Genomic DNA, 14,638 nt, shown 5'->3' with positions numbered 1-14,638 from the left:
CTCTTGCATCCTGCACACATTGCCGTTCCTTGCACCCGTCACTGTACATCCTCATACCCTATTCATGCTCAACTGTACTTCCAGTCCGCCACCCTGGCGGTTAACGCCAACGACGGGGCTGTTTGACTGCTGCATCGCTGCTGAACCCTTGATTCCGGCCTACTGCGCGATCTGCTCACGGATGTTCGCGAGAATCTTCTTCTCCAGCCTCGACACCTGAACCTGCGAAATGCCGAGGCGGCTGGCGACTTCGGACTGGGTCTGGTCGCGGTAGTAGCGCAGGTAGACGATCAGGCGCTCGCGCTCGGTTAAGGCTCCGATGGCCTCATTCAAGGCAAGCTTGTCGAACCAGCGCTCTTGCGACTCGTCGGCGATCTGGTCGATCAGTGTGATCGGATCGCCGTCATTCTCGAAGACCGTCTCATGGATCGAAGTCGGCGGCTTGTTGGCTTCCTGGGCGAAGACGATTTCTTCGGGTGTCACGCCCAGCGCCTCCGCCACTTCGCCGATGGTCGGCAGGCGGTCGAGCGTTTTGGACATTTCATCCTTCATCTTACGCACCTTATTGGCCATTTCCTTGAGTGAACGGCTGACCTTGAGTGTGCCGTCATCGCGGAGGAACCGCTGGATCTCGCCGATAATCATCGGCACCGCATAGGTGGAGAACTTGACCTCATAGCTGAGGTCGAATTTATCAACGGACTTCAGAAGTCCGATACAGCCGATCTGGAACAAATCATCCGGTTCATATCCACGGTTCATAAACCGCTGCACCACCGACCAGACGAGGCGGATATTGCAATTGACCAGCGTGTCGCGGGCCGTATGATCCCCGGCTTGACTGAGTGCGATTAGACGTTTGACCTCCGCATCGTCCAAATAGGTCGGCGGAGCTTTTTTTGACTCTGCATCCATGGCTCCAACCCCTAATTGTATAAAGCTTTTTTCGAGACGATGGTTTTCTTCATTGAAATGGAGGTCCCGCGTCCCGGTTCACTGGTAACTTCGAATTCATCCATGAAATTCTCCATAATGGTAAAACCCATGCCCGACCGCTCTAGCTCCGGCTTGGAGGTATACAGTGGCTGCTGGGCCAGCTCCAAATCCTCAATGCCCTTGCCCTGATCTTCAATCGTCAAATGCACCGTCTCAACATCAATGGAAGCGGAGATGCTGACCACTCCTGCAGGATCACTGTCGTATCCGTGGATAATGCAGTTGGTGACCGCCTCCGACACAACCGTCTTCAGGTCATTCAGCTCCTCCATGGTCGGATCGAGCCTGGAGACAAAAGATGCCACTACCACACGTGCGAATGATTCATTCTCCGACAGTGCGGCAAACTGGACGCTCATGAAGTTACGAGCTTCACTATTTGTCATAACGCAACCTCCAAATCCGAGAGTGCAGCGCTCTCGTCGTCATATAGGGGCATGATCTTGAACAGGCCCGACATTTCCAGCAGGCGCTTCACGGGTGCTGTGGCATCGCAGACTGCCATTTTGCCGCCCTTGCTGCGGATCAGCTTGTACCTTCCCAGAATGACTCCGAGGCCTGAGCTATCCATGAACTGCAGCTCCTTGAGGCTGAGAATCAGATGCTCCACCTGGCCCCGCATAATCGCTTCATCCATATCCATACGTACATAATCGGCTGCGTGATGATCCAGTTCACCAGACAAACGGACAATCAGCACACCCCGGTGATGCTCCATCTCCACATGAGAATTCATCCTTGCCACTCTCCTCTTCGTTGCTTGGACAACCGCCCTGTAACACCATTCTTTCCCCTACAAGGACAAGGTTTTCTACACCGCAATTGAGGATTCCTGCCTCACGACAAAACTAGAAGAAAACCCCTAAGAACTTACATAAAGCATGGGACGAATCTACAAAATGCAAGAAATTAATCACTAGCTCTAATCAATGGTAAAAAGCGACCCCGTTGTACGCTTGAACAGCTTCCACCAGCCTGCCTTAGCCACATCTTCGCCTGCCTTCAGTTCGTATTCTTTCAGCACGTCAGTCCCTTGATATACGACCAGCTTGCCGACAGTCTGATCTGCGGCCACAGGAGCCTTCAAGTTTTCTTCCAGCACCAGCTCATGCCGGATACCCTCCTGGGTAATTCCTTTTTTGAGTAATACACTGTAAGTTTCCTTCGCCGTCAGCGGCAGCTCCGTCTTCACGCCCTTCTCAATCTTCACTGTGCCGATGGGGTCCCCCGCCTTGTGAATCGTATGCAGCTTATATTGGGAAAAGAGGTAATCGAACATCGACGACACTTCACTGTTGCGTGTTTTGGTATTCGGCTCACCCAGTACAACCGCAACGGCACGCAGTCCGTCTCTGGCCGCAGTTGCGGACAGGCAGAACTTCGCTTCAGCCGTATACCCCGTCTTCAGGCCGTCAGCGCCTGTATAGAAACGCACCAGCTTGTTCGTATTGACCAGCCAGAACGGCTTGGCCGAATCCTTGCGCAGGTAATCCTGATAGGAGCCGGTGTACTTGATAATCCGCTCATGCTTCAGCAGTTCCTGGCTGATTACGGCGATGTCATGCGCAGATGAATAATGATTCGCTGCCGGCAGTCCATTGCAGTTGGCAAAGTGGGTATCTTTCAGACCCAAGGCTTCAGCTTTCTGGTTCATCAGATCCACAAAAGCGCTCTCCGAGCCGGCGATTTTCTCCGCCATCGCTACAGAAGCGTCATTGCCGGAAGCCATGGCGATGCCCTTCAGCATTTCATCCACCGTCATTTCCTCACCCGGCTCCAGAAAAATCTGAGAACCGCCCATCGATGCAGCATACTCACTGGTGCGCACTTTGTCGGTCAGCTGCAGCCTGCCTTCATCCAGCGCCTCCACGGTCAGCAGCATAGTCATAATTTTGGTAATACTGGCCGGCGGCAGCTTGTCATGGCTGTTTTTCTCGTAGATGATCGTGCCCGTGCTGGCATCCATTAGAATGGCAGAACGTGCCCCGGGTGCGAGGTCAACTGCAGTGCTTCCGGTATTGCCAGCATTGGCAGTGCCTTTGGATTTTTCCTCAGCAAAAGCGCCGGATGCCCCTCCCAGAACCGAAACAGCGATGCACAGCGCAAGCGTTACATAACGAATTTTTCTCACAATGGTTCCCCTCCTGAACGTTAACCTTCATTTCACAGGTACTGTGTTCCAGTTTCGTCAAAAGTGCAGGAAATTATTCCATTTTTGCGCAGAAAAAAGGAGCTTAGCAAATAACACTAGAATCAGCTCCATATAATTCACGCTGCATGAAGCGTTAAAAAGCCCGCACCTTGTCAGCAAGATGTGGGCTGTAGTTATAGAATAACTTTTTTAGTTCATGTTTATTCCGAGTAAAGGCATTTGCCTGGACTGCTTCACTATACAAGTTCGCTTTTACTCTGCAGCGTATAATTCCTTGAATCTTCTCCCGCAGCCGGTCCTTCTTCTACCACATTCCACTGCCGGTAAATTAGGGTATGAAGCGTCTCCGCCTGTTCCCTGGTCAGCTCAAGCCCTTTCAGACTTGCTCCCTCTTGCACATAATCCTCATTCTCGATCAGCCGGAACCGGAACCTCAGCAGCTTCTTCAGTCCATTGGTATGCAGGAATCCGAATTCATATCCTTCCCGGACCGCCTGCTTCCAATCCACATGCATGTCTTCAGCAAGCTGTGCGCGTTCCCGGGTGTCCATTCCGGGTTCAGCCAGTAAGCTCTGCACAGCTGAAAAATCCTTTGTCCTCAAACTGTCAATCACAGTCTGCTCCGGCATTCCGCTGCTCCGGACGTTCTCAAGCAGCAGAGCAAGGGGCAGCGGAAGCTGCATTCTCTGCTTCATCTCATCACCTCCGGTCAAATATTGCTTGAACCAGGAATTAACCTCTTGCAGGGCCTGTACACGGTAAGAAGGCTTGCCCAGCTTAAGGAACATGTGGCCTGAGCCGGGATAACGGAGCAGACGGGCCGGGTTCCCGAGACGCTTCAGTGCGGTATACCATTCGTCCGACTGTCCGACAGGACAGCGGAGATCCTGCTCCCCATGCATGATCAGCATTGGAATTCTCACCTGATTCACATAGGCCAGAGGAGATCTGGACCACAGCAGCTCCGCATGGTCCCATGGATTGCCGCCGGCAATTCCTTCTGTGTAGGTGATCCCAATGTCGCTGAGCCCATAGAAGGATAACCAGTTGGAGATGCCCCGCTGCGAGACGGCAGCGCGGAAACGGGTGGTATGTCCAGCTATCCAATTGGTCATCAGGCCGCCGTAGCTCCCGCCCATTACGCCCAGCCGATTCTCGTCAATGAAGCTATAATTCGCAACAGCCGCATCCACGATATCCATCAGGTCCTGATAGTCGCCATTTCCGAAATCCCCGCGGCAGGCCTTGGCGAAATCCTGACCGTAACCGAAGCTGCCCCGGGGATTGGCGAACAATACCGCATAGCCTTCTGCAGCCAGCACCTGAAGCTCATGACTGTAGGCTGGTGCATACATGGCATGCGGGCCGCCGTGAATGACCAGAATCAGCGGCACCTTCTGCCCTTCTGCCAGCTTCTGCGGCTTCATGATCCATCCATGGATCTTATAGCCATCTGCTGTATCTGCAGCAACCGGCTCCGGAAGAATCACGTGTAACTTGCCCATCAGCGTCTTGTTCATGTTCGTTAATCCAAACACTTCGCCCGTCCGGGTATCAACACGGATCAACTCTGCAGGTCCGCTCTTATCCATGGCGGCAGCCACCACATAGGGGCCATCTGCAGCAGCGGAGATCTGATGAATATCCAGCTCACCAGCTGTAAGAGCCACCGGAGCTTCATTCCGGACGAACCGGTATAGATGAACCCCGCCCTGTGAAGTTCCCAGTGCATACAGATCAGTCCCGCCATTCAAATACAGAGGGCCCGGAGCCGCCATGCCTGACTTCACATCATTCAACACAAAATTACCGAGCTGCATTTCCGTCTCGGCATGGAAGGCCTCCGGCGTGCCTCCTTCAGCGGGCAAAGCATACAGACGGTTATGGGTTCCGCTCCCATAGGTGCGGTCATCTCCGATAAGTGCAAACGCGCTGCCGTCTGGAGAATAAGTGAATTGGCTGATATTCAGAGTCGAAGATGATCTCTTTCTAACCCTCATGTCGGTCAGATCCATCGTATACAGATCATTGAAGGGCAGCAGATCAGGGTCCTGCACCTCCTCGTCCACAATCTTCGTCAGAAAAGCAAGCTCCCGGCCATTCGGCGACCATGCCGGCTGCGCGGCATTATACTTCCCAGAGGTCAGTTGGACAACCTTGCCGCTGCCGGTGTAGAGCAGGAATAGATGGGAATACAAGCCGTCCCACCAGCCCGCGCCTTCAGCCTTCGGAATCGTCCGCTCATAAGCTCGGCCAAGGCTGTTCTCCAGCGACTTGGCTTGCTCGGGGGGAAGCGATTCTATATGATTGTCATTGCTGACCTTAGCCGTATATGCAATCATCCGGCTGTCCGGTGACCAGGAGAAGCTGAGGACCCCGCGCTTGGCATGTGTCAGTTGTACTGGCTCCTTGCCCGAGGGTGATACCGCCCATACCTGCCGTCCATCCCCGGCATCACGCATAAAGCCCAGGCGGCTTCCATCCGGCGACCACTGCGGAGCGCTGTCCTTGTCGCCCTCCGTTAGGAGCGTATCTGAATCTCCATCCAGGGACACCCCCCGAATATAGGTCCGGTACTCATTGTTTACCGGGTGAATCTCCTTTACCAGGTAGGCTGCCATGTGACCGGCTGGATGTACCGCCGGGTCACTGACCAGTCGGTATTGCCTCAAAGTCTCGGGTTCAACCCGTTTTGCTCCCATAAGCAGATCCTCCTTAGATTGAACGCGAACTCAGGAACCAGTTCCTACAACATTGCTGCACTTATAATCCGGCTGCAATGCAGCAAGCGCCTGCGTCAGATCGGCAATGATATCCTCCGCATCCTCCAGCCCGACAGACATGCGGATCAAACCGTCGGTAATGCCGAATTTCAGCCGCTCTGCAGCAGGGATGGAACAGTGGGTCATACTGGCCGGATGCTGAACCAGCGTCTCCGGATCACCAAGGCTGAAGGATATCATCGCCAGCTTCAGGCTGTCCATGAACCTCTTGCCTGCAGCCATTCCCCCTTCCACCTCAAAGGAGACAATGCCGCCCATGCCCCTCATCTGCACTTGTGCCAATTGATGCTGCGGATGCCCGGCCAGACCCGGATAATGGACCTTGCTGATTAAGGGATGCCCCTGCAAGTATTCAGCGACCCTCTGCGCATTCTCACAATGAGTGCGGACCCGCAGGCCCATAGTTTTCAATCCTCTCAGGATCAGGAAGGACTCCCATGCGTTAAGGTTCTGTCCCAGATCCCCCGTAATGCGCTTGCGGATGAATTCAATAACCGGCTTGCGGCCAATCACCAGCCCGGCCACGACATCGCCATGTCCGTTGATATATTTGGTTGCGCTGTGTACGACAATATCTGCCCCAAGCTCCAGCGGCTTCTGCAGATATGGCGTCATAAACGTGCTGTCCACAATCAGCGGAAGCTCGCGGGAATGAGCCAGATCAGCCAAAGCACTTAAATCCAGCACAGTCAGCAGTGGATTGGACGGTGTCTCAACAAATATTGCCTTCGTATTCTGCTGAACAGCCGCAGACACTGCCTCTAGATCAGTACAGTCTACAAATGAATGAGTGATTCCAAAACGCGGGGCCATCAACGTAACAAAATTATAAGTGCCGCCATATACATCCTTAGTGACCAGAACATGATCTCCTGCCTGTAGATACGCCAGCAGTGCGGCAGAGATTGCCGCCATGCCGCTGCTAAGCCCAATGCATTCCTCTCCGCCCTCCAGCTCGGCCATCTTCCGCTCCAGCGTCTGCGTTGTCGGATTGCCGTATCTTCCGTAATACGTGCCTTCCCGCTGGCCCGCAACTACTTCAGCGGCAGTATCCGTATCCGGGAACGCATACGCCACAGCTGGAATAATGGGCTGTGAGACAGCTCTGGTAAGGTCATCCGGCTGGTGCCCGCCATGGACAGCCAAGGTGTCAAAACGCCAGTCTGGGTGTGCCATCGTGCAGTCCCTCCTTCATGATTCTTCTGATAGTGCTGCCAGCTGTGCGTTATCCCTGATTCCCCACTCCTCATGCAGAAACCGTACCATCCGGTCTACCGCATGATCTACGAGATGATGGCCCTTCTCTGCTGTTGCGAGCGTAGAATTGCCCATCGTCCCCCATTCACTGTTGTCTGAGAGCTTGCCATACTTCATAATCTCCGGAAAAGCATCCGGCGACTTGCGCTGTACGCTGCGTGCCAGCTCCATGTGAACCAATTCCGGGTACAGCGCCAGCATTACTGAGGTGCCCGCCTCTCCGGCATGAGAATGGGCCAGTGCCCCTGACTGCAGCACGTCCTGGTCCACGGTTTGCATGAAGCGCCAAATATCGATCTGTGCTTTGCGGATACCGGTGCGTTCCCTGAGCGAATAAGCAATCTGGCTGATAATGCCAACATTTCCCGCATGGCCGTTCAAGAACAGGAAATCCTTGAATCCCCATTTCAGCAGACTGTTCATGACATCGTTCAGATAGCCCTTGAAGCTCTCGGGAGAAATTGTAATCGTGCCCGGAAATTCATCCAGCATTGCCGAATCCCCGGCCTCCAGCACCGGACCAATGACAGCGCCGGTACGGGCAGCAACCCGCTCCGCCAGCCTGCTTGCAACCAGAGTGTCAGAGCCCATCGGCAGATGATGGCCGTAAGGCTCGATGGCCCCCACTGGAATGATGGCCAGATCCGTTTCATTTTTACGTTCCGTGAAGGCGGCCCAGCTCATCTCTTTCAAATAATTACTTGGTGTTTGCGGCATCTTCATGCTCCTTTCGATGCAGGGGGTAATGGCAAGCCGAATAATGGCCCTCCTGATGCTCCACCAGCTCCGGTGCCTGCTCCCGGCACAGCCCGGTCGCATACGGGCAGCGCGGATGAAAGGCACAGCCTCGCGGCGGATTCGCCGGATTCGGCAGCTCGCCGCTCAGCAGTGTCCGCTTCTTGCGCAGCTTCGGATCGGAGACCGGAACCGAAGCCATCAGCGCTTCGGTATACGGGTGGTCCGGCCGCTCAAACAGCGCGTCACGCTCGGCAATCTCCACAATCCGTCCCAGATACATGACTGCAATCCGGTCACTGATATGCTTGACGGATGGCAAGCCGTGAGCAATAAAGATATAGGTTAGCTGGAATTCCTCCTGCAGATCCTTCAGTAAATTGAGAATTTGCGCCTGAATGGATACATCCAGCGCGGATACCGGCTCGTCGCAGACAATCAGCTTCGGATTCAGCGCAAGCGCACGGGCTATCCCGATTCTCTGCCGTTGTCCTCCGCTGAATTCATGCGGGTAACGGGCGGCATGATTCTCGTCAAGCCCCACCGCCCGAAGCAGCCGGTAGACTTCCCTTTTTAATTCTGCTCCCTTCGCCAGACCGTGGACGATCAGCGGTTCTGCAACTACGTCAAACACCTTCATTCGCGGATTGAGTGAAGAGTAAGGATCCTGGAACACAAATTGCAGGTCCCGGCGAACCCGCCTCATCTCACCTTCGCTCAGTGCTGCAAGGTCTCTGCCTTCAAAAATAATCTCGCCTTCGGTAGGCTCCTGCAGCCTGGTAACGAGCTGGCCCATCGTAGATTTACCGCAGCCCGACTCTCCAACTACTCCCAGTGTTTCACCCGGAAATACATGGAAATCCAGCCCGTCTACAGCACGAACCGCGCCTGACTCTCTTCCCAGCCAGCCCTTCTTGACTGGATAATACTTCTTCAGCCCCCTTACTTCCAGCAAGGGTACCTCTTTCCGGTGACTTCTCATCAGTGCACCTCCTCTGCTTTCAGACAGCTGACCCGGTGTCCCGCCGCTTTCTCCTCAAGCCGGGGTTTGATCTGTCTGCAGCGCTCATCCGCATAAGTACATCTCGGGTGGAAGGGGCAGCCTGAGGGCATGGAAAGCATATTCGGCACAGAGCCGGGAATGGAATCCAGACGCTCACGCTGCTCGTTTATCTTGGGCAGTGAGCCCAAAAGGCCTATTGTATAGGGGTGCTTCGGATGCTCAAACAATTCGAAGACCGAGGCCTCCTCCACAATTTCACCGGCATACATCACAGCCACCTTGTCCGCCATTTCAGCCACAACACCAAGATCATGTGTAATAAGAATAACTCCGGTGTTCTCCTCTATACTAAGGGTTTCAATCAAATCAAGAATTTGCGCCTGAATAGTCACATCAAGGGCGGTGGTCGGCTCATCCGCAATCAGCAGCTTGGGACGGCAGGCCAGCGCAATGGCAATCATAACCCGCTGTCGCATGCCTCCGGAGAGCTGATGGGGGAAGCTTCGTGCAATCTTCCTGCCGTTCGAAATGCCGACCTTTTCCAGCATTTCAATGCTTTTCTGTGCTGCTGCCTGTTTGCCAAGTCCCTGATGCTTGCGCAGTACTTCGCTGATCTGATTGCCAATCGTGAATACAGGGTTCAGAGAGGTCATGGGCTCTTGAAAAATAATAGAGATGTCGTTGCCCCGCAGCCTCCGCATCTCGCTCCGGGACAGCTTCAGCAGATCCCTGCCTTCAAAAGAAATCTCTCCACCCACTATTCGTCCCGGTGAAGCCACCAGCCCCATAATGGACATGGAGGTCACACTCTTCCCGCTGCCCGATTCCCCGACAATCGCCAGGGTTTCCCCGCGGTCCACCGAGAAGCTGACGCCGTCCACCGAAGGGAGCAGCCCTCCTTCAGTTTGAAAATAAGTTTGTAAGCCGCGAACCTCCAGCAAATGGGTCATGTCCGATTCCCCCTTATCCTTTCGCCTTCATATGCGGGTCCAGCACATCACGAAGCCAGTCGCCCAGAAAAATTACACCGAGCACGGTTATGGTAATCGCTATTCCCGGAAATGTTGCAACCCACCAGCTTGTTGCTATATATTGTCTGCCGTCACTCAGCATGCCGCCCCAGGAGACAGCCGGAGGCTTGATGCCGAGCCCCAGAAAGCTTAGAGAGGCTTCCATAATAATGGTCGTCGCCACATTCATCCCGGAGAGGACAATGAACGAAGAGAGAATATTGGGCAAAATATGCTTAAGCACGATCCGCCCGTTCTTCGCCCCTACCGATCTCGCCGCTTTGACGAAGTCCCGTTCTTTGATGCTAAGCACCTCTCCGCGCACGACACGGGTGTAGGACACCCAATTTGTCACCCCGATGACGAAGATCAGCGTAGTCAGTCCGGGACCGACTACAGCCAGCACAACGAGCATGAACAGAATTGTCGGAATAGCCATAAAAGAGTCAGCTACCCGCATAATCACCGCATCCACCCATTTACCGTAGAAGCCTGACATCAAGCCGAGTGCCGCGCCGATCAGCCCTGAGACGAGTACAGCCCCGATGCCTACGATCAGCGAGACGCGCGAACCATAGACGATCCGGCTCCACATATCCCGGCCGAGATTATCTGTGCCCAGCCAGTGGGCTGCAGAGCCGCCATCCATCCACATCGGCGGCTTCAGCCGGTTAAGCGGGTCAATCGCAGCCGGGTCCTGCCCGGCGAGCAGCGGTGCAAGCAGCGCTGTCAGTGTAACGAGCAGCACCAGAACAGCGCCGAAGGTTCCGGTCTTGCTGCGCAGCAGCCTTTTCCAGCCCAGTCCGAACCCGGACGGCTTACCTTCTGCAACGAGCCCGTCGATGGCTCCATCCAGTGATCCACTCAGAGTAGACCCTGTCATAGCACATTCCTCCCTTCTAGTTGTATTTAATCCGCGGATCGAGCAGACGGTAGGCTACATCGGTCAGAATATTCGTAACTACCACAATAAAAGCAATCACAAAAACAGCTGCCTGTACTATCGCCATATCATGCGTATTCACTGCAACGACCAGCAGCTGTCCAAGGCCCGGCCAGGCGAATACCGTCTCTGTAATCAAGGTTCCGCCGATCAGGCTGGTGAACTGCAGGCTCATAATCGTCACCACAGGAATCATTCCATTGCGAAAAGCATGCTTGCCTACAACCAGCAGCTCCTGTATGCCCTTGCTGCGCGCGGTGCGGATGTAGTCCTGGTTCAGAATGTCCAGCATGCTCGAACGGATCAGCCGGGTCATCTGTGCCGCGAGCCCCACGCCCAGTGTGAACGCAGGCAGCACCAGATGGGTAAATCCTCCCCGCCCGGATACCGGCAGTACCCCGAGAATAACCGAGAACAGCAGAATCAGCATGATGCCCATCCAGAAGTTCGGCATCGCCTTGCCAATAACCGAGACCCCGGAAATCATCAGATCGGTGAACGTATTGCGCTTCACCGCAGAAGCTATACCGAGCGGGATCGCCATCAGAACAGCGAACAGCATCGCAGCGGCAGCCAGCTCGAAGCTGGCCGGCAGCCGCTCAAGGACAAGCGGCAGCGCGGATTCCCCATAGCGGAACGAATTGCCGAAATCCCCTTGCAGTGCACTGCCCAGGAATTTGATGTATTGGGCCGCGAGCGGCTGATCCAGCCCCAGCGCCTGGGTCAATGCCGCCCGGTCCGCGGCAGTTGCCGTCTCCGGCAGCATCAGCGCTACGGGATCACCTGTAACCCGGACCAGCACGAACACGATCAGAGAGACTATCAGTAAGGTCGGGATGACCTGCAACAGAGATTTGACGATATATTTTAGCAAGTTGATTCACCTCCAGCCTCAGCCAAGCTTGACTTCTTCATGAAAGAACTGCAGGAACCTGAAGTCCAGGTTCCCGCCGCTCTTATCGCATCTATTCATTAGCAGGCGTGATTTCCTCTGCGAAGAACATTTCGTCGCTTCTCGGTGTGAAGGTCACACGGTCATTAGTCCCGTAGATTCCTTCCATCTGGAACAAATATACAGCTGGGCGGTCATCCGCCAGAATCTGCTGCACCTGCTTGTATTGTTCTTCACGCGAGGCGGGGTCCATGTTCACCAGTGCTTGCTGCAGGAGCTTCTCGACCTCCGGATTATTGTAATCCGTCTCACCCTTCGCCTCTTCCGCCAGGAAACGATTGTAGTTGTTGGAGGCATCGAACAGGGAGTTGCCGATCCCGATCATGAAGATTTCTTTAAAGGACTTCGAGCTGTAACGCTCGCTGAATGCACTCGGCTCCAGCACATCCAGATTGACCTTGAATCCTGTCTGCTCCAGCATGGCGGCCACGACTTCGGAGTACTCTTTGTACTGCGAGGATACGGAGATCGTCAGCTCCGGACTGCCCTCAGCATAACCGGCTTCCTTCAACAATTCCTTGGCTTTGGCCTGATCATACAAACTTTGCTTGTAGAGAGAGGCATCCGCTCCGAAGTTACCTGGAGTTACAGAGGTACGGGTGACAATACCGGCTCCGCCGGCAATACTGTCTACAATCCCTTGCTTGTCAATCGACAGATCAATTGCTTCTCTAACTTTCGGATCGGCGGTTGGGCTGCCTTCAGTCTGACGAAGGATCAACTGCAGTACCCGCTGGATAGGCGCTTTAACAATTTGTTTACGATCAGCATCTTCCACACGGGCTACATCGGTAGATGGAATTCCGGCAGCAATGTCGATTCCTCCGGCGAGCAGTTCAGAGACACGGGTAGAAGCTTCCGGAATGGAACGGAACACAACTTCATCCCATTTTGGCGCCCCATCGAAATAATTATCGTTCTTCACCAGCTCTACACGATCATCCTTGGTCCATTTGCTGAACTTGTAAGGACCTGTACCTACCGGCTGTTTCAGAAAGGCATCAATGCCGTTCTCTTCAATGTACTTGGAAGGCAGAATGCCTGCGCCCATCTTCGAGAGACGGTTCAGGAGCAGCGGGTCCGGCCCGGTAGTAATAATGTCGGCGGTCAGATCATCAACTGCCTTTACTTCAACAATGTTTTTAAAATATGAGTTCTGCTTGAGCGCACTGTCCTTGGCTACACGTTCAATCGTATATTTCACGTCTGCGGCCGTAAACGGATCTCCGTTATGAAAGGTCACGCCTTCACGCAAGTGGAAACGCCAGGTGGTATCATCCACCTGCTCCCAGGAGGTGGCCAGTCCAGGCACCTTCTTCTGTTCGCTGTCATTCTTGAGCAGGTAGTCGAACACATTGACCAGCACCGATTCACTGACCGTATTGTTGTTGTTGTGCGGATCAAAGCTCTCAATATCGGTGATATTAGCAATCGTCAGCACTTTACTGCCCTGTTCTGCAGTATTGCTGCCTGCTGCAGGTGCCGCGCTCTGTGCCGTATTCCCGCCAGTCGCATTGTTACCTCCGCAGCCGGATAACACCACTGCCGCTACCAGAAACGTTAACAAGCCTGAAGTCCATTTACGCTTTGTCATCTCTTCCACTCCTCGTATCTGTTCTAGGTTCGGTTCACAAAATTCAAGGCGATCGCCGACAACATCGCAACCCCGTACGGAAGGGCCGTTTCATCAAGGTCAAACTTCGGATGGTGCAGCGGGTAACGTGTGCTCTCGTCAGCATTCCCGGACCCCAGCCGGAAGAATACTCCAGGAACCTGTTCGCAATAAAAGGCAAAATCTTCGCCGCCTGTGGATGGCTTAATGTAATTCCATACCTTTCTGCCCAGCAGCTGCTCACTGGTCTCTGTCATCAGATCTACCATATCCTCATCGTTCAGCACGATCGGATAGCCTTCGCCATAGCTCAGCTCGTAGCCCGCTCCAAAGGAGCTGCACACTCCGGAAACCACTTGCTCAATAAGGCTCGGCAATTGCGAACGAACGCCTGCGGACAACGTACGCACCGTCCCTACCATCTCGACTTCCGGGGCCAGAGCTGCCCCCATGTAGCCGCCGCTGATTGTGCCGATGGTAATTACGACCGGTTCCAGCGGATCAACCATCCGGCTCGGAATGTTCTGGAGCGCCGAGATTACTTGGGCGGATACAGCTATTGCATCTATCCCTTCTTGCGGACGGGCGGCATGTCCTCCCTTGCCGATGATCTTGAGCTTAAGACTGTCCGTCGAAGCAAAGGCTACCCCCTTGGAAACGCCGAAGGTGCCTGTGTCCAGACCCGGGAACATGTGAATGCCGGCAATGGCATCGACCTTGGGGTTCTCAAGCACCCCGTCGTCAATCATCGCTTTGGCACCCGCCAGTCCTTCTTCCGCCGGCTGAAAGATGAATTTAATATTCCCATGCTGCGGCTTCCCCAGACCGGTAAGCAGCTCTGCAGCGCCCATCAGCATACTGGTATGCGCATCGTGTCCGCATAAGTGGGCCACACCCGCATTTTGTGAGCGGTATTCGGTTTCCTTGAGGTCTTGAATCGGCAGAGCATCCATATCAGCCCGAAGGGCAATGGTCGGTCCATCCTGTTCTCCCCGCAGCAGTCCGACAACACCTGTACCGCCAACCTGTGTGGTGATTTCAAGCCCAAGATTCCTCAAATGCTCTGTTACTATTGCTGCTGTCCGCGTTTCCTGGTACCCCAGTTCGGGATGCCGGTGTAAATCGCGCCGCCAGCCGGTAAGCCGACTGCCCAGCTCTTGTGCCAGGCTCAGAATATGATCCATGGACATTGCTC

General features: G+C 54.3%; 13 protein-coding genes. All 13 read right to left on the bottom strand.

The window, feature by feature from the left end; all coding sequences use genetic code 11:
- Positions 1–159: 159 nt before the first annotated feature.
- Positions 160–915: an RNA polymerase sporulation sigma factor SigF gene (gene sigF / locus MKX70_RS17135; protein WP_036727459.1), complete on the bottom strand. Its 756-nt coding sequence runs from the start codon at positions 913–915 to the stop codon at positions 160–162.
- 11 nt (positions 916–926) lie between these two features.
- Positions 927–1,382, bottom strand: coding sequence for an anti-sigma F factor (gene spoIIAB / locus MKX70_RS17130; RefSeq protein WP_042237747.1), 456 nt, complete (start codon positions 1,380–1,382; stop codon positions 927–929).
- A complete protein-coding gene (gene spoIIAA, locus MKX70_RS17125) occupies positions 1,379–1,732 on the bottom strand; it encodes an anti-sigma F factor antagonist (protein WP_036727462.1) in 354 nt (117 codons plus the stop codon). The genes spoIIAB and spoIIAA overlap by 4 nt, the downstream gene beginning before the upstream one ends.
- 186 nt (positions 1,733–1,918) lie before the next feature.
- On the bottom strand, positions 1,919–3,130 hold the full coding sequence (locus MKX70_RS17120; protein ID WP_442950527.1) for a D-alanyl-D-alanine carboxypeptidase family protein: 1,212 nt from the start codon (positions 3,128–3,130) through the stop codon (positions 1,919–1,921).
- 254 nt (positions 3,131–3,384) lie between these two features.
- Positions 3,385–5,850: a S9 family peptidase gene (locus tag MKX70_RS17115; RefSeq protein WP_340784563.1), complete on the bottom strand. Its 2,466-nt coding sequence runs from the start codon at positions 5,848–5,850 to the stop codon at positions 3,385–3,387.
- A 30-nt stretch (positions 5,851–5,880) separates the two neighbouring features.
- Positions 5,881–7,107, bottom strand: coding sequence for a trans-sulfuration enzyme family protein (locus MKX70_RS17110; RefSeq protein ID WP_042237748.1), 1,227 nt, complete (start codon positions 7,105–7,107; stop codon positions 5,881–5,883).
- Between the two features lie 15 nt (positions 7,108–7,122).
- The gene (locus tag MKX70_RS17105; protein ID WP_052416593.1) at positions 7,123–7,905 is read right to left on the bottom strand and encodes a creatininase family protein; all 783 of its coding nucleotides are present in this window, start codon (positions 7,903–7,905) and stop codon (positions 7,123–7,125) included.
- Positions 7,886–8,905 (bottom strand): ABC transporter ATP-binding protein, encoded by a 1,020-nt coding sequence (locus tag MKX70_RS17100; protein WP_042237750.1) that lies wholly within the window; start codon positions 8,903–8,905, stop codon positions 7,886–7,888. The genes MKX70_RS17105 and MKX70_RS17100 overlap by 20 nt, the downstream gene beginning before the upstream one ends.
- Entirely contained in the window at positions 8,905–9,876 is a 972-nt protein-coding gene (locus tag MKX70_RS17095; protein WP_042237752.1) for an ABC transporter ATP-binding protein, read from the bottom strand. Before MKX70_RS17095 ends, MKX70_RS17100 begins: the two co-directional genes overlap by 1 nt.
- 13 nt (positions 9,877–9,889) lie before the next feature.
- A complete protein-coding gene (locus MKX70_RS17090) occupies positions 9,890–10,819 on the bottom strand; it encodes an ABC transporter permease (RefSeq protein ID WP_340840396.1) in 930 nt (309 codons plus the stop codon).
- 16 nt (positions 10,820–10,835) lie between these two features.
- Positions 10,836–11,753 (bottom strand): ABC transporter permease, encoded by a 918-nt coding sequence (locus tag MKX70_RS17085; RefSeq protein ID WP_042237754.1) that lies wholly within the window; start codon positions 11,751–11,753, stop codon positions 10,836–10,838.
- 91 nt (positions 11,754–11,844) lie between these two features.
- Positions 11,845–13,425 carry an ABC transporter substrate-binding protein gene (locus tag MKX70_RS17080; RefSeq protein ID WP_340784552.1) on the bottom strand — a complete coding sequence of 527 codons (1,581 nt, stop codon included), beginning with the start codon at positions 13,423–13,425 and terminating at the stop codon, positions 11,845–11,847.
- Positions 13,426–13,448: 23 nt separating this feature from the next.
- Positions 13,449–14,633 carry a M20 metallopeptidase family protein gene (locus tag MKX70_RS17075; protein ID WP_340784549.1) on the bottom strand — a complete coding sequence of 395 codons (1,185 nt, stop codon included), beginning with the start codon at positions 14,631–14,633 and terminating at the stop codon, positions 13,449–13,451.
- Positions 14,634–14,638 lie beyond the last annotated feature (5 nt).

Origin of the sequence: Paenibacillus sp. FSL R7-0312 (assembly GCF_038004445.1) — a bacterium.
Taxonomy (GTDB): Bacteria; Bacillota; Bacilli; order Paenibacillales; family Paenibacillaceae; genus Paenibacillus_AQ.
Note: the sequence above shows the minus strand (reverse complement) of the source record. Positions and strands in the feature narration are given on the sequence as shown.

Coding starts and splice junctions, on each gene's coding strand:
- sigF (WP_036727459.1), bottom strand. CDS start 915: ATGGATGCAGAGTCAAAAAAAGCTCCGCCGACCTATTTGGACGATGCG.
- spoIIAB (WP_042237747.1), bottom strand. CDS start 1,382: ATGACAAATAGTGAAGCTCGTAACTTCATGAGCGTCCAGTTTGCCGCA.
- spoIIAA (WP_036727462.1), bottom strand. CDS start 1,732: ATGAATTCTCATGTGGAGATGGAGCATCACCGGGGTGTGCTGATTGTC.
- MKX70_RS17115 (WP_340784563.1), bottom strand. CDS start 5,850: ATGGGAGCAAAACGGGTTGAACCCGAGACTTTGAGGCAATACCGACTG.
- MKX70_RS17110 (WP_042237748.1), bottom strand. CDS start 7,107: ATGGCACACCCAGACTGGCGTTTTGACACCTTGGCTGTCCATGGCGGG.
- MKX70_RS17105 (WP_052416593.1), bottom strand. CDS start 7,905: ATGCCGCAAACACCAAGTAATTATTTGAAAGAGATGAGCTGGGCCGCC.
- MKX70_RS17100 (WP_042237750.1), bottom strand. CDS start 8,905: ATGAGAAGTCACCGGAAAGAGGTACCCTTGCTGGAAGTAAGGGGGCTG.
- MKX70_RS17095 (WP_042237752.1), bottom strand. CDS start 9,876: ATGACCCATTTGCTGGAGGTTCGCGGCTTACAAACTTATTTTCAAACT.
- MKX70_RS17090 (WP_340840396.1), bottom strand. CDS start 10,819: ATGACAGGGTCTACTCTGAGTGGATCACTGGATGGAGCCATCGACGGG.
- MKX70_RS17080 (WP_340784552.1), bottom strand. CDS start 13,425: ATGACAAAGCGTAAATGGACTTCAGGCTTGTTAACGTTTCTGGTAGCG.
- MKX70_RS17075 (WP_340784549.1), bottom strand. CDS start 14,633: ATGTCCATGGATCATATTCTGAGCCTGGCACAAGAGCTGGGCAGTCGG.